Raw genomic sequence first — 18513 nt, 5'->3', positions numbered from 1 at the left:
AACCAAAGGGCTGTCCGTGCGGGAGTGCTCAACCGCGTGGCGCGCGTCCGCTGCCCGTCCGCCGTGCGTCCGCATCACTTGATGCTTACTACTGATCACACACCGGACGCCGCAATGAGGAATCTACGTTGCACAGTTTCGTTCTTTACACTAGGCTCAATCGAATTGAGGAGCTTACACTCTTCGCTTGGAAGCGAGATCGATCAGCGTGCACTCAACCCGATGGATGCCTCGCTTTATCCTTGCCCTGAGTTACGTGATGGCTTCGCTCTCAGGTTTCTATGCGTCGCAAAGCGAGGCACAGGACACCGTCGATGCCGATCAGGTCAAAAGAGGCCAATACCTGGCAACGGCAGGCGACTGTGTGGCCTGCCACAGTGCGCCAACCGGGAAGCCTTATGCAGGTGGGCTGTCACTTCCAACGCCCCTGGGTGCCATTGTTTCGACGAATATCACTCCGTCGAAAACCCACGGCATCGGCAACTATACGCTTGCACAGTTTACCGACGCGTTGCGCAAGGGCGTGCGTGCAGACGGGCAACGTCTGTATCCGGCCATGCCATACACGTCCTATGCGCTGGTGACCGATGAAGATGCGGCAGCGCTCTATGCCTATTTCATGCATGGCGTAGCGCCTGTAGATGCCGCGCCCAATGCCACTGCCCTGCCCTTCCCCTTCAATATCCGTACGTCGATGGCGGCCTGGAATCTGCTATTCCTCAGCGACAAGCCATTCCGCACCGACCCGAGCAAGAGCGCTGAGTGGAACCGCGGCGCCTACCTGAGCCGCGGGCTGGCGCACTGCAGCGCCTGCCATACCCCACGTAATGTCATGATGGCCGAAGATAGCGCTCGTGAGTTCGGTGGAGGGGATGTGGGGACATGGTATGCGCCGAATATCACTTCGGATGCGATCAGTGGCATCGGGAGTTGGAACGAGCAGGAGATTGCCGGCTATCTGCGCACCGGTGATGCCGTGAATAAATCACAGGCCGCCGGGCCAATGGCCGAAGCCATTGATCACAGCCTGAGACATCTGAACGACGCCGACCTGCATGCTATCGCGATCTATCTGAAGAGCGTGCCCCCGATTCACGATGTCGCGGATACCCGTGCAGCCTCTGCATGGGGTGCCAAGGCGGACGATCTGATCAGTATTCGCGGGGTTGCGTTGCCCACTGACCTGAACCGGATGAGCGGCCCCCAACTCTATGACGCCCATTGCGCGACTTGCCACCAGGCACACGCGGAGGGCAGTTTTGACGGAGGGTTGCCCTCTTTGTTTCACAATGCGGCGCTTGGCAGGTCCAAGGCTAACAACCTGGTCATGGTGATACTGGACGGCGTTCAACGCCAGGTCGATCCGCCTGAACTGCGTATGCCCGGATTTGCCCATTCACTCACCGACCAGCAAATCGCGACGCTGGCGTCCTACCTGACGCAACGCTACGGTAATCCCAAGGTGATCGTCACGGCCGATGAAGTCAAATCGCTGCGGCAGGGCGGAGCGCCGTCGAATCTTGTAGCCCTCGCCCGTGCCGGCATGGCGGTAGGTCTGGTTGTCGTCATTGGCCTGGTATTTTTCGTCGTCCGACGCAAGCGCAGAAGGTCAACCTAAGCGGATGCAGGGCCGGCATGTCGGCAGTGGGACGAACCGTCGACCTGAAACTGGCGTGTTTGCGCAGCCACCTGGAGAGATGATGAAGCCATCCCATTTTCTCAAGGCCACAGCTATCCCGTTGTTCTGGCTTGCTGGCGCGTCGGCCAGCGCGCAAAGCAGCGTCACGCTGTACGGCATCGTGGACGATGCGCTTGTCTATGCGAACAATCAGCAAGGCCACTCCAATTTCTATACCCGAAGCGGCAATGTCTCGGCTTCGCGTTTCGGCCTGCGCGGTAGCGAACCCCTCGGCGGGACAACCTCAGCCATCTTCGATCTGCAGGAGGGTTTTGATATCGACTCGGGCAAGGAATCCAGTTCCGGCCTGATATTTAACCGGCAGGCCTTTGTCGGCCTGCAGGACACACGTGCCGGGACGCTGACATTGGGTCGCCAGTACTCAGCCTATTACCAAATACTCGGCGGGATCGGGCCCGTTGGGTATCTGACCGGCGCGACGGGCGCACACCCTGGCGATCTCGACGCCCTGGATACCACGGTCCGCCTCAACAATTCTGTCCAGTACGTCACCCCGCTGCTTTCCGGCTTTAGCGCAGCCGTGCAATACGCCTTTGGGGAGATACCTGGAACCTTGCAGCGCGGCAGTTCCTTCAGTTCGGGCATCAAATACGCAAATGGACCGTTTACCATCGGCGCAGCCTATCTGCGTTTGTACAATACCGGAAACGTGCGGGCGCTCGATCCCAATGCGAGTGGCAGCTATGGTTCCTCATCGGTCACTACCGGCTTTGTGTCCGCGCATGATGTCCAGCACGTTGGCGCGGCGGCTACGTACAAGCTGGGGCTGGCGCTCCTTGGACTTAATTACACGAACGTGCGGTTCAAGCCAGGCAATAGTTCGCTATTTACCGACACCGCTGTATTCAACACTTACGGCGCCATCGCCCACTTCGATATCGCCCCGCAGTTCGACGCCGCCGTCGGCTATAGCTTCACGCGCGCCAGTACCTCAAACGGCATTTCCGATAGCGCCCGCTATCACCAGGTGTCGCTCAAGGAGTCCTATCACTTCTCGAAGCGCACTGCGCTATACGCGCTGCAGGCCTACCAGCACGCAAGCGGGCAGACGCTCGGTGCCGCCGGCGGTGCGCAAATCGTCAACGCGACGGCGACCGTGGGCGATTCGCAAAATAGTACGCCGGCTTCTGGCAGCAATCAGTTTGTTGGCATGTTTGGCATCGTGCATAATTTTTGAGCAGACCGGGCGTCAATCGCTTCCGCTGGAGGCGAAGGCATTTCTTTCCTGGACGGGTATCGCTATGGAATCTCGCGAACAAATATCGACCAAGGACGCTGAGCCAAATTGCGCGCGCCGGGCGTTGCTGGCCGGCTTGCTCTCCACCTATACAGCTTCGCTGATTCCCTGGGCGCTGGCCCAGCCCGTAGCCAATGGCGATCAGGGTGCGTTTCTCGCGCTCTCCGCCATCATTGCGGGGCGACAGACACTTGACGGCGCACTGGCAAAGCGCCTGTATCAGGCGCTGACCGACGACGATGCCAAATTCCCCGCGGAGGCACGCCAGTTGCTGGCCCTCATCGACGAGCGCAAGATCGACCCACTTCAATTACAGCAGGTGCTCGACAGTGAGCAGTCGCCGCTGGCCACCTTACCGCGCAAGATTGCGACGGCGTGGTTCATGGGCATGGTTGGCAGTGGCGACAACGTGCGGACTATCGCCTATGAAAACGCACTCAATGCCGTCATCGTCTCGGATGTCTTGAAACCCCCGACCTACTGTTATGGCGTCTATGGCAGCTGGGCAGCGAAGCCGAACGCAGGAGCGAAGAATGGCTGACCAGTCATCTGCTGATTTTGTCGTCATTGGATCGGGAATCATCGGTTCTCTGACCGCGCGAAAGCTGGTCAAGAGTGGCGCCTCCGTGCTGATCCTGGAGGCGGGGCCGCGTATCACTCGCGCCGAAATCGTTGCACGATTTCGGAACTCCACGCGCAGGAGCGACTGGCTGTCGCCCTATCCGCCCGCCCCATGGGCACCGCACCCGATCTACCAGCCTAAGGACAATGGGCATCTGATACAAGCCGGACCCTACCCATATCCCGCCGAATACGTGCGGATCTACGGTGGCAGCACCTGGCACTGGGCGGCACAAGCCTGGCGCAACGTACCGAACGACTTCCGGATACAGAGCTTGTATGGCGTCGGAGTCGACTGGCCTATCACCTATGAAGAGCTCGAGCCGTTCTACCAGGAAGCAGAGGAAATCATGGGCGTCTCGGGAGCGCCCAATACCGGCTCGCCACGCTCCAAACCGTTTCCGATGGAGCCAGTAGCGGAAGCATGGGCCATGCGCCGGATTCGGGAGCGGCTCGCCCCCGCCTATGCAGTAGTCAGCAACACCACAGCACGCAACAGCCGAACCTACGACGGCAGACCGCCGTGTTGCGGCAATAACAGTTGCCAGCCGATCTGCCCGATCGACGCGCAATACAATGGCGGCGTCGCCGCAGCCTCGGCGGAGGCTGCTGGCGTCACCATCCTGACAAGTGCAAACGTCTACAAGCTGGAGCACGACGACAAAGGGCGAATCACCGCAGCCCTCTACTATGATCCGGACAAGCGATCTCATCGTGTCACCGGCAAGATCTTTGTCGTCGCGGCCAACGGGATCGAAAGCCCAAGGCTGTTACTGCTCTCGGCGAGCGACAAGTTCCCCAAGGGCCTGGCGAACAGCAGCGACATGGTCGGCAGGAACCTGATGGATCACCCGAGCACCTCGCTCACATTCGACGCCGATGAAGACCTGTGGCTGGGACGGGGACCACAGAGCCCCACCTCCATCAACACCCTGCGCGATGGCGCCTTCCGTTCCGAGCACGCCCCATACCGGCTGGACTTCACGAATATCTCCCGCGTCGATGGCACCACGAGAGCATTGATCAGTGCGGGAGTCTATGGCGCGGAATTCGAACAGCGCTTGCGTTACAGCGCGGCACGGGAGATGAGCCTGAAGAACGTCCTGGAAGTGCTTCCGCACCCGGAAAACCGGATTACCCTGAGCGACCAGAAAGATGCCATGGGTATCCCGAAACCACAGGCTCACTATTCCATCGACGACTACACACGCCGAGGAGCCGAACGTTCGAAAGATGATTTCAAGCGGGTTGCCGAACTGATGGGGGGCACAAATCTGCGCCAAAGCAAAGACGGTGATTTCGCCAATAACCAGCACATCTGCGGCACGCTGAGCATGGGTAACGACCCCGCAAAGTTCGTCTGCGACCAATGGGGGCGCACGTACGACCATGAGAACCTGTTCCTCGCGAGCACCGGGGTGTTACCGACCGCAGGTACCTGTAACTCGACGGAGAACGGCCTCGCCGTGGCCTTGCGGACAGCCCAACACATTCTGTCGGAACAGGCAGGCCGGCCAACACCAAATGGAGATCAATCAAAGCCCTCTGGGTGAAGTGACTGTTGCACACGGCAGTGAGCCGCGCCCTGGTCATGGCGTACCAGTTCGGCACCAACGCGCGCTTCTTCTCTGAATTGATTCAAAAATCACTCACGCTGATTCTCCCACCGCCATGACGCGTAGCAAGCCGCTGCTGAGCATGCATCCGGAGCTCTCCTCGGTGCGTGTCTATCTGATCGGACTGGCGCTCGGCTGCGCGACCGGCGTCGACTTTTGGGCGTCGGCGATGATGGGGGTCGCGGGCACCCACATTCGCGGTGGGGTACATGCCTCGCCAGAGGATTTTCTCTGGAGCATGACTTCCTATGCCGCGGCTGCGGTAGTCGCCAATCTGATGCTGCGCCGCCTGGCCCGCGACATTAGTTATCGCGGTTTCACGCTTGCGGGCCTGGCAATAGCCGGCTTCGGCGCGGTGTTGTGCGCACTCTCTCGAAATTCGCTGGAATTGAGCCTTGCGCGTGCCGTCCAGGGGTTCGGGGCGGGGGGCCTGTTTGCCGCCTCGCGCATCATCATTCAGATCGCTGCGGCGCGCGAGGAGCGGCGCCCGCTCTTTATCGGCTTCAGTATTGGCTCCATGGGCCTGGTCGCCCTGGCTCCATGGATTACGGCAAAACTCGTAGAAAGTGCGGACTGGCAGATGGTCTTTGTTCTGCAGGGGGGGATCTCGTTGCTGACGCTGATCTTTGTGCTGGCGACCTATCCGAAGCGGCTTACCGCCACACGTGCGCCATGGGAGGTCGATGTCCAGGACATGGACTGGGTGACGGTCGTCCTGCTCGGCGCCGGTGCGCTAGTTTTGCTGCACGGACTGGGCGACCTGCGCTTCTATGAACTGACCAGTTCGCCCTCGGTTGTCCTGACCCCGATTGTCGGCCTGATCTTCTTCGCAGCCGCCTTCGCTCACTTGCACGGGCATCCCGACCCCTGGCTTGACCCCAAGCTGCTGCTAGGTCGCCGCTTTCTGGTCGGGCTGACGTTTTACGCGATTTATTACTTCCTGAACGGGCTGTGGACCTATGTGGTGTCCACAATGCTACAGGGCGGGCTAGGTTTCACATTCCAGACCACCGGCACGGTACTGACAACAACTGGCCTGATCGGCTTTGCCGCAGCCATGGCCTTCACTTTCGGCAGCACGCTACTGGTCGGGACAAGGCGCTATATTGCGATTGGCTATCTGTTGTTCGCGGGTTCCGCCTGGCTGCTCTCTCAGCGCATGATGCCTGGCGCATCCATTGCAGTGCTTCTGCCCGCGCTCGCAATGCAAAGCCTGACGGTCCCGTTCATCCTGATGCTAGTAGCAGGCCTGACGTGGGCGGACTTTAACGTGGACGATTTCGCCCATGGCTACCAGTTCAAGAACATCGTGCGACAGATCGCCTCAGCAGGAGGAACAGGACTTGCAAGCCTCTGGCTGCAATTTGGCGAGGTCCTGGCCCGCACGCAACTGATTGCCAAGGTGACGCCGTTTGACTTCCCACAGGGGATCGACCAGACCGAGCTTGCACGGTTGTCGCAACTGATCGACCAGCAGGCGACGCTAGTTTCCACCAGCAATCTGTTTGCGCTGCTCGCATTCACCTGCGTTGTCATTGCCGCAATAGCCGTTGTCCAGCATGCGCTGCGATGAAGTGATCACACGCACCTGCTAGTCGCTAGCGCGATGGCATGAGGTATCCTACATATTCACGATCTGGAGGTCGCCATGAATCCGCTCAGCCAAGCCCTGACTATCTGTAGCGCGAAACTGCTGGGCGAACTCGAAACGATCTACAAGGATATCCACCAGCACCCGGAACTGTCGATGCAGGAGGTTCGCACCGCCAAGCTCGCGGCCGATTACATCGAAACGTTGGGCTACGAGGTGACGCGCGCGGTGGGCGTCACAGGCGTCGTTGGCGTGTTGCGCAATGGCGAAGGCCCTACCGTGATGTTGCGTGCCGACATGGATGCACTACCCATGGCGGAGAATACCGGCTTGCCCTATGCCAGTACCGTCAAGGCAAAAGATGAGGACGGTGTGGAGGTAGGCGTCGCGCACTCCTGTGGACACGACCTGCACGTGACCTGGCTGATGGGGGCGTCGCGCATTTTTGCAGAGCATCGCGACGCCTGGAAAGGCACTGTCATGCTCGTGTTCCAGCCCGGCGAGGAAGTGGGCCGGGGTGCAGCGAGCATGGTTCAGGATTGGGGGGAGGGGCGCTTCCCCAAGCCAGACATTATCTTGGGGCAGCACGTAATGGTAGGACTGAGTGGAACAGTCTGCTACCGCCCAGGTGTCATCCTGTCAGCCGGTGACAGCTTGAAGATCAAGCTATTCGGTCGCGGGTCACATGGCTCACAACCGCAGACCGCCATCGATCCGGTGATCATGGCTGCCGCCACCACATTGCGCCTGCAAACCATCGTTTCGCGTGAAATCTCGCCGCTGGACAATGCAGTGTTGACCATTGGCTCGCTGCAGGCCGGCACCAAGGAAAACATCATTCCGGACGATGCCACGATCAAGCTCAATATGCGCACCTTCGACGAAGATGTGCGCGAGTACATGCTGTCGTCCGTCAAACGCATTTGCTGCGCCGAGTGCGATGCCTCCAATGCCGAGCGGGCGCCCGAGTTCACCACGCTCAGCAGTTACCCGCTAACCGAAAACGACGATGCCTCGACCCAGAAGATCGCGGCAGCCTTCAAAGCACAGTTTGGCGACAAGGCCTTCGAGACTTCTCCGGCGTCGGCAAGCGAGGACTTCAGCATCTTCGGGCGTACGTGGAATGTGCCATATGTTTTCTGGTTCGTCGGCGGTACCGACCCCAGTGTGTATGCACAGGCCAAGAAGGAAAAGCAAATCAATAAGATACCGAGCAATCATTCGCCCAAGTTCGCACCAGTCATCCACCCGACGCTCGAAACGGGGCTGCAGGCAATGCTGACGGCGGCGTCTGCCTGGCTTTGCAATCAGCAAGCGGCATGATGGAGCACAGTCTCTTTGTCTTGGTCGACCTGTTCGGTACCTTCGCTTTTGCAGTCAGCGGTGCTCTTGCCGCTGAACAGAAGCGCCTCGATCTATTCGGTGTCGTCGCGATCAGCTATATGACGGCCTGCGGCGGAGGAATCGTTCGGGATCTCTGCCTAGGCTCGCTGCCGCCGGTGGGCATTTCAGATTGGCGGTATCTCGCGACCTCGGTGTTTGCCTCGGCAATGGCTATCTGGGCGCGTCCACTCGTTGACCACCTCAAGCATCCTGTCGTTTTTTTCGACTCGCTTGGACTGGGCTTCTTCGCGGTCGTTGGCGCACACAAGGCGCTGCTGCTTGGCCACAACATCGAGGTTGCCATCGTGCTCGGCATGGTGACTGCTGTCGGCGGAGGCGTGGTGAGGGATGTGGTGCTCAATCGCGTACCGATCATCCTGCAAAAGGAAATCTATGCGCTCGCCGCACTGGTTGGCGCAGCCATACAAGTGCTTGGACAATTCATGGAATGGAAGGTAGCAGTCACGCCTTGGTTTGCGGCGTCGATCTGCTTCGCAATCCGCCTGCTTGCCCTGCGCTATTCCTGGAGCCTACCTGTTGTCCAAAAGACGGATGCGGCGTAGCAGCAGCCTGGGGCCTGCCTGTGATTAGACCATGGCATTTGCCCTCCCCGTTCTTTGGCCACTCCCTTGAGGTGAACGAAGCCCCTCTTTGTCTCCTCCCGATAGTGTTGGCAAGAGTCCATGAAGGTGCTGCTCCACCCATGAGCCATGTCATTTCCCGCACGCGGGCCTACTCGGATAGATCGTTCAACTCATAGCTGGTGCTGCGCCCGCCTGCATCCGATTTCCGCAAGACGCCACGTGCGAGCAGATCAGTGATGTCGCGCAGCGCGGTGTCTGGCGAGCATTTGGCGATCGCCGCCCACTTCGAGCTGGTGAGCTTGCCTTCGAAGCCATCGAGCAGTCGGTTGAGCAGTTTCACTTGCCGCTCGTTCAATGCCGTGGGCGCCCAGCGCTGCCAGAAGCGCGTCTTGATCAGCACGGCATCAAGGGTGTGCTGCGCCTGATCGAGGGCGCGATGCAGCGTATCAAGGAACCAGGCCAGCCACTCGGTGACATCCATCGACCGCTTCTGGGTCCGCTCCAGGATATCGTAGTAGGCCTTGCGCTCCCGCTGGATCTGCGCCGACAGGCTGTAGAAACGCTGTGGGCTGCCATCGGCGCGCGCCAGCAGCAGGTCGCCGATCGCACGGGCGATACGGCCGTTGCCGTCGTCAAACGGATGCAATGTGACGAGCCACAAATGGCCGAGACCTGCCTTGAGCAGAGGTGGATCGTTCGATGCACCGTTGGCCCAGTCGAGGAATCGGCTTGTTTCGGCTTCCAGGCGATTGGCTGGCGGCGCTTCGAAATGCACACGTTGTCGGCCGATGGGGCCGGACACCACCTGCATCGGCCCGCCGGTGTCGTCACGCCAGCCCCCGACCTTGATCCGGGCAAGGCCGGAGTAGCCGGTGGGAAACAACGCGGCATGCCAGCCGAACAATCGCTCCCGGGTGACCGGTGCCTGACAATTGGCGGTCGCGTCGAGCACCATTTCAACCACGCCTTCGACGTGACGATCGACCGGGCCCAGTGCGCCGATATTCACGCCCAGGCGGCGGGCGATGGACGAGCGCACGGATGCGACGCTGAGCTGTTCGCCCTCGATCTCGCTGGTCTTGACCACGTCTTCGGTGAGGGCCGCTAGCCTCGCCTGATCGCGCAGAGCCATGCCGACATCAGTCAGGCGCCCCATCAGCAGCCCTTGGGCGCGGCTAACCTCGGCCATCTGCCCTGCCAGGGCAGCCAGATCGTAGTGCCAGCGTGGCCAGTCACTAGCCTGCCAGATGTATGTGTAATCCCCGCTTTCCATGCGGAGATTATGATCTGCCTTCTCCGCAAACGCAAATTATTCACCGCACCTGGTGCGGTGAATAATCCCTGATATTTACCGCAGAGAGGCAAAGCTGGCGGGGAGACTAGCGCTGGCACGATACAGGCCGGAGCGCCACCAGCTGGACTGGGCAAAGCAGGATCGATGGCCATGCACGTCACGGGGCAGCTAGAATGCGCATCGCAGATAACAAAGCAAAAAAATGAAAAAAGCGGGCCGCATCAAATCCTGGCATGCCGACAAGGGCTACGGTTTCATCGACACCCATGCCGATGTGAAAGACATATTCTTTCACATCACCGAGTTGCAGCAACGAGCCATCCAGCCCAAGGCCGGCGACCGCGTGACGTTTGAACTGGGCAAGGACAAGGACGGCCGCATGCGAGCCACCTGCGTCTCGATACTGGGCGCGCCGAAGGGGCGAAGCCAGGTGAGCCGGCCGAACCTGTTGCCTGCCTTCCTGGCGGCAACGGCGCTGATGGCCATTGCGGGCGGCGCCCTTGGCGGATACCTGCCACGATATGCCGGCCTTGTCAGCCTTGTGATGAGTGCCGTTGCGTTCCTTGCCTACGCGTTCGACAAGAACAGCGCCAAACGCGATGCCTGGCGCACACCCGAGGCCAGGCTGCACTTCCTTGCACTGTGCGGCGGCTGGCCGGGCGCGCTTGCCGCGCAGCACCTGCTGCGCCACAAGAATCGGAAGCAAGCGTTCCAGCTGGTTTTCTGTGGCACCGTTGCCTTGAACCTTGGCGCCCTCGTCATGTGGAAGACGTATTTGCCCGGCTGAAACAACAAAGGGGGTTACGGCTTTTAACTTTGCCGTAACCCCCTTCGTCTTGCCCTCGCCTGGCGCGCCTGCGAGCCAGGGCCGCAACCCTGCTTAGCCTTCCTTCAGGAAGGCCTTCAGATGGTCCGCGCGGCTGGGATGGCGCATTTTCTTCATCGCCTTGCTTTCGATCTGGCGAATCCGTTCGCGCGTCACATCGAACTGCTTGCCGACTTCTTCCAGCGTGTAGTCGGTCGACATGTCGATGCCAAAACGCATGCGCAGCACCTTGGCCTCGCGCGGCGTCAGGTCGTCGAGCATTTCGCGCACGGTGGCGCGCAGGCTAGCATGCAACGCGGCTTCGGCGGGAGATGCGGTGTCGGAGTCGGCAATCATGTCGCCCAGGCTCGTGTCGCCGTCTTCGCCAACCGGCGTTTCCATCGAAACCGGTTCCTTCGCGATCTTCATGATCGAGCGGACCTTCTCTTCGGGCATCTCCATGCGCTCGGCCAGGGCGGCGGGATCCGCAGCCTTGCCAGTGCGCTGCATGATTTCGCGCGAGATCCGGTTGAGCTTGTTGATCGTCTCGATCATGTGCACCGGCACCCGGATGGTCCGGGCCTGGTCGGCAATCGCGCGCGTCACGGCCTGGCGAACCCACCAGGTTGCATAGGTGGAGAATTTCCAGCCGCGACGGTACTCGAACTTGTCGACCGCCTTCATCAAGCCAATGTTGCCTTCCTGAATCAGGTCCAGGAACTGCATGCCGCGGTTCACGTACTTCTTGGCGATCGAGATCACCAGGCGCAGGTTGGCCTGCGTCATCTCGTGCTTGGCTTGGCGCATCTGCCGCTCGGCTGCCAGCATCTGGCGATTCACCAGCTTCAGTTCAGACAGCGGCAGCACCACGCGTGCGTGGATGTCGATCAGCTTTTGCTGATGCGCTTCGAGGTCCGGCAAGCTGCGGGAAACGGAGTCGCTGTACGAACGCGACTCGCCGGCAATCGCACGGCCCCAGGCGAGATTGGTCTCGTTGCCCGGAAAGCGTTCGATGAACTCCTCACGGGGCATGCCGCAACGCTCGACCATCAGTTGCAGGATCTGGCGCTCGACCACGCGCACTTCTTCCACCACCGTCTGCACATCGGCGCACAGGCGCTCGATGGTCTTTGCGGTAAAGCGGATCGACTTGAGTTCCTCCCGAACCGCGAGCTGTGCCACGAGGAAGCCTTCGGACTCCACGCCGTGCGCGGTGTAGGCCTTGCGCATGGCTTCGAAATGATTGGCGACGCGAGCGAAGCGGGTCAGGCAATCGTCACGCAGCTTGGCCAGGCTGGCGGTTTCGTTGGCTTGCGCGGCCGCACCTTCGTCGACGGGCTCGTCCGAGGCACTCTCATCCTCGGCGACGACTTCGTCGCGGCTGGTGTCATCCTCGGCTTCGGCGACTTCGCCTTCCCCTTCGATCAGGCCGTCAACGAGCTCATCGATACGCGTTTCGTCGCGGGCGACCCGCTCCGACAGTTCAAGAATCGTCGCAATGGTGGACGGGCAGGCAGCGATGGCGTGCACCATGCGGTTCAGGCCGTCCTCGATGCGCTTGGCGATCTCGACTTCCTGCTTGCGGGTCAGCAGCGTTGCCGAACTCATTTCCCGCATGTACATCCGCACCGGATCGGTGGTGCGGCCGAATTCCGAGTCGACCGTCGAGAGCGCGACTTCCGCCTCTTCATCGGCCTGGTCGTCAGATGCGGCGACCGCGCTGTCGCGCAGCAGCAGCGCTTCGGCATCCGGCGTCTGCTCGTAGATCGTCACGCCCATTTCGGCGAACGTGCTGACGATGCTTTCCATCGCCGCGGTGTCCGTGAAATTGCCCTGCAAATGGTCGCTGATGTCCGCGTGCGTCAGGTAGCCTCGCTCCCTGCCCAGCTGGATCAGCGCGCGCAGCTGCTGGCTGCGTTCCGTTGCTTCGGTTGCGGGATCAGCTTGAGTCGTGGACGCCGCACCCCTGCCGACAGGCTTTTTGCCGGTCAATGCTGTCTTTGTTTCTGCCACCGTCCGTTGTGCGCCACTCGCCATTAACTGCTGCTCCCTTGCTGAATTACTTCTTAACTGTTGCTGTTGCCCCATACGAGGGTACACCCAACGCACCTTTGGCTGTCAAAGCCGTCACAGGATGGATACCTGTCGAGCGATGCATGGCTGACGCCACCACTACCGGGTTCTTCCAGTATGGTGGTCCGCACTCGTTTAGGCCAAAGGGCGATATTCTACATTCGTTGGTGCGACGCAGCACGTGCTAAAAGTTTTTTACCGCATCGCCGAGGCCCTTCGGCCCCTCTTAAATTTGCGTTGCCATGTCACTCCATGCTAGGCAATAGCCCAATTTTTACGCACAAAATGGGCGAATCACCCGCAATATGTGACGCAAAGATTCCATATGACCTCATCGGGCCTTGTGACCAAAAGCACCGTCAGGATTTACATACAGATTTGTTTTTTTCTTGCCAGCCAGGCTACCGGGCCCGGAAAGGCCGGCTTCCTCTCTTAATGGAGCGGGCGCCGACTTCCCCGGCCGTGCATCCGGCTTGATGTCCTCCAGCCCTTGCGCCCATGCCGCCAGCATCCGCTTGGCGATTTCCCGGAATTCCGGGTAGCGGCCAGCGCACTCGGCCACCATCGGCAGCACCTTTCGAACCGCCTCGGTCACCTGCGCCACGCACGCCGCCATGTCGGTCCGGGACAGCGACAAGCGGGCACCGCCGTATTGGGTCAACCACTGCCCGGATGCCCAGGTCCGCTTGCCGGCCAATGGCAGCCCCGGAATATCTGCCTGGTACTCGGGGTAGGCCGTCACCGTGACAATGTCGTAAACCGGCGCCAGCCGCACGTCCTCTACGGAGGTATAGACCACCGCGAAGTTTTTCAAGTGCGCGTCTGCATTGCGCAGCGCATAGTTCACGAGCGACAGCGTAAACAGCCGCCTTGCGCTGTCCTTGCGATGCGGGGCACTGACGTAAATCGACGACAGTTTGGCCAGGTCCTCAAGGCTGCCCTTGTACTTATTGACGGGATCCAGCCCCTTGAGTGCGCAGAAATCTTCGACCGCCAGGCGGCCCCCGTTGGCCAGCCGATCAAAACGCCGGATGGCCAGCACCTGCCCATCCTCCGAGAGTTGTGTCTCGGGGACCTCCAGCCCGGCATGCCGCGCGACCTCCAGGCACAGGAATTCATTGACAGACAGGCCGTGCAAGTCGGCCGGGCCGGTTTTCAGGATGAACTCGTCGGTCCAGACCGTGGCTTTGTCCTCTGGCCTGGCAAGCATCTTCGGCATGACGCCAGAGACACCTTCGGTAATGCCGGCTTCCAGCTGCCGCAACAGGTTGTCCCGTGAGCCTGTTGCGGCAAGCAGGCTCGCCATGTCCAGGTTGGAGGCGGGGGCGTCCACCGATACGCCACGGGGCACCACCCTGACCCGGCCGATCCCGTTCGCGCCGGTCAGTGCCAGCAGGCCTTGGTCGCTCACGTCGGCATGGGCGCCAAGTTTTCGGCGCACCAGGTCTTTTTTGTACCCCTCGGGCAGGTTCATCTGAAAAAAAGGCAGCAATCCGGCAGCCCATTTATATGACTCTGCCCGCGCTGGCAGCAGGAGTGAGACGAGGTCGTGCGCCTGTACGTCTGGCAGGTAGGTGAAAACGCTCGCGCGCGCCTCTTCGACCAGCGTGCCCACTGGCGTTGCATTCACGTAGACGTCCAGTACCTTAGCGCTCATCCGCCCTCCCCGTGGCCGCCTGGGGCTTGGCATGGGCGTGCCTGACCCGCCGGCGGAGGTCTCCCGCAGCGGCATTGCCTGCCTCGGACTCTGCCAGCACGTCGTCAAGGGTCCTTCGGTGGCCGGCAGGCCGTGCGAGCAGCTCTAGCCCAACGGCCTCAAACAGGTTCAGCATTTTCACGGCGCCCAGCTCCGGCAAGCCGCCGGTCTCGAACCGGCTGATCCGCGCACGCGGCACCCCGCTGGAGTCCGCGACTTCCTGCTGGGTTTTGTTGGCAAGAAGCCTGGCGTGCTTAAAGGCCTCCCCCAGTTCGGCGAGATTCATATGCCACCTATAAAACATTAAAGCTTGAAATGCATTTAATGTACTTTATATGAAACAGAAAGATCGATCAAGATAATGTGCCGCAGAGAGAACAGTGGTTGCCATTATTCTAATATTGTTCCGTATGTGGAACATTAAGAAGGGCGCACGGACATGATATTCAAGAGGTTAGACTGCATACCTGCTGAACCACCAGCCACCCCATCCCTTAGCCAGAGACATGCACCTGATCGACATTGGCGTGAACTTCCACTCCTCTCAGATTGCGCCGCACACCGCCGTGATCCTGGAGCGGGCCACGGCAGCGGGCGTGGTCGGCATCCTTGCCACCGGCACCTCGCTGGAATCAAGCCGAAAGGCACGCGACCTGGCCAGCCGGCATCCCCATTTCCTCTTTGCCACGGCCGGCATTCACCCGCACAGCGCCAAGGACTGGTCGCCAACGGCCCTGCAGTCCCTCCAGGCGCTTTGGGAGAGCCCTGACGTGGTGGCGATCGGGGAATGCGGGCTGGACTACAACCGCAACTTCTCTACGCCAGCCGACCAGCGCCACGCCTTCGAGGCACAGCTCGAGGCGGCGGTGCGCTGGAAGAAGCCACTGTTCCTCCATTGCCGGGACGCCTTCGACGATTTCTACGCCATGGTCGCACCCGCCGTGCGCGCGGGCGCCCATGGCGTGGTGCACTGCTTCACCGGCGCAGCCGATGAAGCAGCCACTTTCGTCGCGCTAGGCCTGGACATCGGCATCACCGGCTGGGTCACGGATATCAAGCGCGGCCAGGCGCTGCGGGAGGCCGTGCAAGCCATCCCGCTCGAGCACCTGCACCTGGAGACGGACGCGCCCTATCTCGGCCCGAAAAACCACAAGAACCGGCGGCCTTACAACGAGCCCGCCAATCTTCCGTGGATCGCGCAAGCGGTTGCCGAGTTGAAGGGACTGAGCATGCGCGAAGTGGCGGAACAGTGCACCCGCAACAGCCGCCGCCTGTTTGGCATTCCGGCCTGATCCGCTCCGCCCCACACCAGTCACTTCAAGCTTTGCGCCTGAACGTGCCCGCATTACACTGGAACCCGCCCATAGCCGGGCGAGTCCAAAAGGCCTTCGCCCGGCCAGTCTTGTTTCTCCGACCGATTCACGGTGGCTTGGGCCGACCCATCAATCGAAGAACAATCAAGAAAGGCCCACCGATGGTGACCGAAACCGGCCAAAACCTGCTCCTGCGCCCGCTGGAGCGCAGCCATCTGCATTTCGTCCACAGCCTCAACAACGACGCCAAGATCATGCGTTACTGGTTCGAGGAACCGTACGAGACCTTCACCGAGCTGTCGCAGCTATACGACCGCCACGTGCACGACCAGCGCGAGCGCCGCTTTATCTGCGAGAACCTGGACGGCGAGGCCGTCGGCCTGGTCGAGCTGATGGAGTTGAACCATATCCACCGGCGCGGCGAGTTCCAGATCATCGTGGCACCCGCCAGCCAGGGCCGCGGCTATGCCAGCACGGCCACACGGCTTGCCATGGACTACGCCTTCATGGTGCTGAACCTGCACAAGCTGTTCCTGATCGTGGACGTGCAGAACGAAAAGGCGATCCACATCTACGAGAAATGCGGCTTCCAGCGTGAGGGCGAGCTGCGGGAAGAATTCTTCAGCTATGGCGCGTATCACAACGCGCTACGCATGTGCGCATTCCAGCGCGACTACCTCGCGTCGCGACCACGGCAGCGCTGAACCACCGCTGCCGCGCGTCCCCCATCAGCCAGCCAGCTCGCCCACCGCCCTCCACGCCTGATCAATGGCGGACGTCAACGACGGGCTGCCCGCGCTATCGCTATTGGCGATCACCACATTGCCAGCGCGGGCGCGCGAGCGATCCAGCACGGCCTGCGCCGCCGCCTCTTCCTCGAACAAGCTATTGGGCATATAGCTGTAACCGTGCGCCCAGCGGTTGACGGTGATGCCCCGGATGACGTCCTTGCCGGCAAAGCCACCTGGCGCCAGCATGCGATCGAGCTGGCTGCGCACGCCCTTCTCCAGCTCGCTGAACGGCGTACCCAGCAAGAAGGCGCGCCCCGCGCGAAAGCGCTCGCGCGCCTGCATGCCGCTGTCCGGCACGGTGGGCACATAAAGCATATGCAGCACCACCGGATCGGCCGCACGCGCGCCGGCTGGCTTCTCCAGCCACAGATCGGTGTAGGCCATGGCCGGCGCGTGGATGCGGCTGGTCTTGAGCGCCTCGAAGGCACGCCAGTTGTCCAGCGCCACCTTGGTGTAGACCACGGGCGCCTTCACGTCGGAGCGTAAAGCTTGCTTTTGTGCGTCCGGCAGGCCGGGCATGATGAACGGGATCATCATGTTGTAGCCCGCCAGCACCACATGCGCGGCTTCGACCCGGTGCAGGTTCCCGTTCCAGCCGTAGGTCACGCGCGTGATGCGCTGGTCGGGCTCGATGGCGATGGCTGTGCTGTTCAGCCGCACCCTCACCTTTGCATCCTCGGCATCGAGCCGGCTGTAGTCGAAGCTGGCCGCGCCGATGGCATTGGGGCTGGCGATGCTTGCCACGCCCGGGATCAGGTTCTGCACCAGCAGCCGCGCTAGCGTGGCGTTGCCATCGGCAAACCAGAGCTTTGACGCGGGCGATTTGCCAAGGCGCGGATTCAGGCTCGGCGGTGGCATGTTCTTGCCCGCCGGCAGGCCGATGGCCAGCGCGTCGAACACGGATACGCCGTCGGCGTCGAGCGCATAGGCATCGTTGCTGCGGCTGCGGAAAAAGCGCTGGCCATCCAGCCCCAGGCCGGCCTTCTCGCGCAGGAACGCCGCGTAGCTGGTGCGCTTCAGGTAGGCCAGCCGCTCGCTTTCGCTCATGCCGGCCAGGTAATCCGTGCCGCCGTCGGCCAGCCGCGCCAGCGCGGCGCGGTCTTGCTGGGGCAACGGCGCCTTGTCGAGGAAGGCTTTGAAGGCGGCGGCATCGACAGCCTGCGTGCCTATCCCCTGCGCAGCTATCCCATTGCGGCCATCGATCAGCCCCGCAAACGGATCGCCGGCAAGCAACTGGTCCCGGCCGAAATGCTCCTGGTCGAAGAACACCGAGCGGCCCATGCCCAGTTCGCGGTAAGGGTCGCGTTCGGCGGCTTGATGGCGCTTCGCGTCTACACCTAGGCCGGCCAGCAGCGTGGCCACCGCGCGGCTGTCCAGCGCGGTCGATGGCATCTCGGCGCTGCCGCCGTACGTCACCAGCTTCTGCCCGCGCACGGTGAACTCGTTGCGCTTGGCGTGCCCGCCAAAATCGTCGTGGTTGTCCAGGATCAGGATGCGCTTGCCGGCGCCAAAGCGGCGTTGGTAGAACCACGCGGCTGCCAGCCCGCTGAGCCCGCCACCCACCACCACCAGGTCGTAGGCTTCGCGCGCCATGACGGCGGGATACTTCGCGCCCTCACGCGCCAGGCTGTGCGCGAGCGTATAGGTGCCCGCATGGTTGCCGCGCAGCCCGGTCAGCGCGGGCGGGTAGCCGGCACTGCGTTCGGCGGCTTGCAATAGCTGGGACGGCGCCAGCCCCGCGGCAATGGTGAGTGCAGCGCCGTTGAGGAAATCTCTGCGCGTGATGGTCATGGCAATAGGATTCGCTTGA

General features: G+C 61.4%; 15 protein-coding genes. 10 read left to right on the top strand and 5 right to left on the bottom strand.

The window, feature by feature from the left end:
- The first annotated feature begins 259 nt into the window (after nt 1–259).
- The 7 genes from A9975_RS33235 to A9975_RS33205 all read left to right on the top strand — a co-directional run bounded on the left by A9975_RS33235 (nt 260) and on the right by A9975_RS33205 (nt 8710).
- Complete coding sequence (locus tag A9975_RS33235) at nt 260–1618, top strand: cytochrome c (RefSeq protein WP_255504168.1); 1359 nt, start codon at nt 260–262, stop codon at nt 1616–1618.
- 79 nt (nt 1619–1697) lie between these two features.
- A complete protein-coding gene (locus A9975_RS33230; protein WP_255504166.1) occupies nt 1698–2876 on the top strand; it encodes a porin in 1179 nt (392 codons plus the stop codon).
- Nucleotides 2877–2940: 64 nt separating this feature from the next.
- Complete coding sequence (locus tag A9975_RS33225; protein ID WP_183036426.1) at nt 2941–3477, top strand: sugar dehydrogenase complex small subunit; 537 nt, start codon at nt 2941–2943, stop codon at nt 3475–3477.
- Nucleotides 3470–5110, top strand: coding sequence for a GMC family oxidoreductase (locus A9975_RS33220; protein WP_183036425.1), 1641 nt, complete (start codon nt 3470–3472; stop codon nt 5108–5110). Before A9975_RS33225 ends, A9975_RS33220 begins: the two co-directional genes overlap by 8 nt.
- A 118-nt stretch (nt 5111–5228) precedes the next feature.
- A complete protein-coding gene (locus tag A9975_RS33215) occupies nt 5229–6746 on the top strand; it encodes an MFS transporter (RefSeq protein WP_183036424.1) in 1518 nt (505 codons plus the stop codon).
- Between the two features lie 75 nt (nt 6747–6821).
- Entirely contained in the window at nt 6822–8087 is a 1266-nt protein-coding gene (locus A9975_RS33210) for a M20 family metallopeptidase (RefSeq protein ID WP_183036423.1), read from the top strand.
- Nucleotides 8084–8710: a trimeric intracellular cation channel family protein gene (locus A9975_RS33205; protein ID WP_183036422.1), complete on the top strand. Its 627-nt coding sequence runs from the start codon at nt 8084–8086 to the stop codon at nt 8708–8710. The genes A9975_RS33210 and A9975_RS33205 overlap by 4 nt, the downstream gene beginning before the upstream one ends.
- Before the next feature lie 169 nt (nt 8711–8879).
- On the opposite strand, the gene A9975_RS33200 is transcribed toward A9975_RS33205, so the two are convergent.
- Entirely contained in the window at nt 8880–10004 is a 1125-nt protein-coding gene (locus tag A9975_RS33200) for a Fic family protein (protein ID WP_183036421.1), read from the bottom strand.
- A 223-nt stretch (nt 10005–10227) separates the two neighbouring features.
- Here A9975_RS33200 and A9975_RS33195 point away from each other — a divergent pair, with 223 nt between their 5' ends.
- A complete protein-coding gene (locus A9975_RS33195) occupies nt 10228–10812 on the top strand; it encodes a cold shock and DUF1294 domain-containing protein (RefSeq protein ID WP_183036420.1) in 585 nt (194 codons plus the stop codon).
- Between the two features lie 93 nt (nt 10813–10905).
- Here A9975_RS33195 and rpoD read toward each other — a convergent pair whose 3' ends face one another.
- The 3 genes from rpoD to A9975_RS33180 all read right to left on the bottom strand — a co-directional run bounded on the left by rpoD (nt 10906) and on the right by A9975_RS33180 (nt 14885).
- Nucleotides 10906–12867, bottom strand: a complete 1962-nt coding sequence (rpoD, locus tag A9975_RS33190) for an RNA polymerase sigma factor RpoD (protein WP_150990202.1) — start codon at nt 12865–12867, stop codon at nt 10906–10908.
- Nucleotides 12868–13234: 367 nt separating this feature from the next.
- Entirely contained in the window at nt 13235–14560 is a 1326-nt protein-coding gene (locus tag A9975_RS33185; protein ID WP_183036419.1) for a type II toxin-antitoxin system HipA family toxin, read from the bottom strand.
- Nucleotides 14550–14885: a helix-turn-helix transcriptional regulator gene (locus tag A9975_RS33180; protein WP_183036418.1), complete on the bottom strand. Its 336-nt coding sequence runs from the start codon at nt 14883–14885 to the stop codon at nt 14550–14552. The genes A9975_RS33185 and A9975_RS33180 overlap by 11 nt, the downstream gene beginning before the upstream one ends.
- A 220-nt stretch (nt 14886–15105) precedes the next feature.
- Between A9975_RS33180 and A9975_RS33175 the strand changes: the two genes are divergently transcribed.
- Together A9975_RS33175 and speG are read left to right on the top strand one after the other, a co-directional pair.
- Entirely contained in the window at nt 15106–15891 is a 786-nt protein-coding gene (locus A9975_RS33175; RefSeq protein WP_220810964.1) for a TatD family hydrolase, read from the top strand.
- 182 nt (nt 15892–16073) lie between these two features.
- Nucleotides 16074–16616, top strand: coding sequence for a spermidine N1-acetyltransferase (gene speG / locus A9975_RS33170; protein WP_183036417.1), 543 nt, complete (start codon nt 16074–16076; stop codon nt 16614–16616).
- Nucleotides 16617–16640: 24 nt separating this feature from the next.
- Here speG and A9975_RS33165 read toward each other — a convergent pair whose 3' ends face one another.
- Nucleotides 16641–18494: an NAD(P)/FAD-dependent oxidoreductase gene (locus tag A9975_RS33165; protein WP_183036416.1), complete on the bottom strand. Its 1854-nt coding sequence runs from the start codon at nt 18492–18494 to the stop codon at nt 16641–16643.
- Nucleotides 18495–18513 lie beyond the last annotated feature (19 nt).

Source organism: Cupriavidus sp. UME77, from assembly GCF_014170355.1.
Classification (GTDB): domain Bacteria; phylum Pseudomonadota; class Gammaproteobacteria; order Burkholderiales; family Burkholderiaceae; genus Cupriavidus; species Cupriavidus basilensis.
This window is presented reverse-complemented; position numbering and strand designations above follow the sequence as displayed.

Excerpts from the sequence above, each read along its gene's own strand:
- A9975_RS33165 (WP_183036416.1), bottom strand. The coding sequence starts at position 18,494 with ATGACCATCACGCGCAGAGATTTCCTCAACGGCGCTGCACTCACCATT.
- A9975_RS33195 (WP_183036420.1), top strand. The coding sequence starts at position 10,228 with ATGAAAAAAGCGGGCCGCATCAAATCCTGGCATGCCGACAAGGGCTAC.
- speG (WP_183036417.1), top strand. The coding sequence starts at position 16,074 with ATGGTGACCGAAACCGGCCAAAACCTGCTCCTGCGCCCGCTGGAGCGC.
- A9975_RS33230 (WP_255504166.1), top strand. The coding sequence starts at position 1,698 with ATGATGAAGCCATCCCATTTTCTCAAGGCCACAGCTATCCCGTTGTTC.
- A9975_RS33200 (WP_183036421.1), bottom strand. The coding sequence starts at position 10,004 with ATGGAAAGCGGGGATTACACATACATCTGGCAGGCTAGTGACTGGCCA.
- A9975_RS33220 (WP_183036425.1), top strand. The coding sequence starts at position 3,470 with ATGGCTGACCAGTCATCTGCTGATTTTGTCGTCATTGGATCGGGAATC.
- rpoD (WP_150990202.1), bottom strand. The coding sequence starts at position 12,867 with ATGGCGAGTGGCGCACAACGGACGGTGGCAGAAACAAAGACAGCATTG.
- A9975_RS33215 (WP_183036424.1), top strand. The coding sequence starts at position 5,229 with ATGACGCGTAGCAAGCCGCTGCTGAGCATGCATCCGGAGCTCTCCTCG.
- A9975_RS33175 (WP_220810964.1), top strand. The coding sequence starts at position 15,106 with ATGCACCTGATCGACATTGGCGTGAACTTCCACTCCTCTCAGATTGCG.
- A9975_RS33225 (WP_183036426.1), top strand. The coding sequence starts at position 2,941 with ATGGAATCTCGCGAACAAATATCGACCAAGGACGCTGAGCCAAATTGC.
- A9975_RS33185 (WP_183036419.1), bottom strand. The coding sequence starts at position 14,560 with ATGAGCGCTAAGGTACTGGACGTCTACGTGAATGCAACGCCAGTGGGC.
- A9975_RS33205 (WP_183036422.1), top strand. The coding sequence starts at position 8,084 with ATGATGGAGCACAGTCTCTTTGTCTTGGTCGACCTGTTCGGTACCTTC.
- A9975_RS33180 (WP_183036418.1), bottom strand. The coding sequence starts at position 14,885 with ATGAATCTCGCCGAACTGGGGGAGGCCTTTAAGCACGCCAGGCTTCTT.
- A9975_RS33235 (WP_255504168.1), top strand. The coding sequence starts at position 260 with ATGGCTTCGCTCTCAGGTTTCTATGCGTCGCAAAGCGAGGCACAGGAC.
- A9975_RS33210 (WP_183036423.1), top strand. The coding sequence starts at position 6,822 with ATGAATCCGCTCAGCCAAGCCCTGACTATCTGTAGCGCGAAACTGCTG.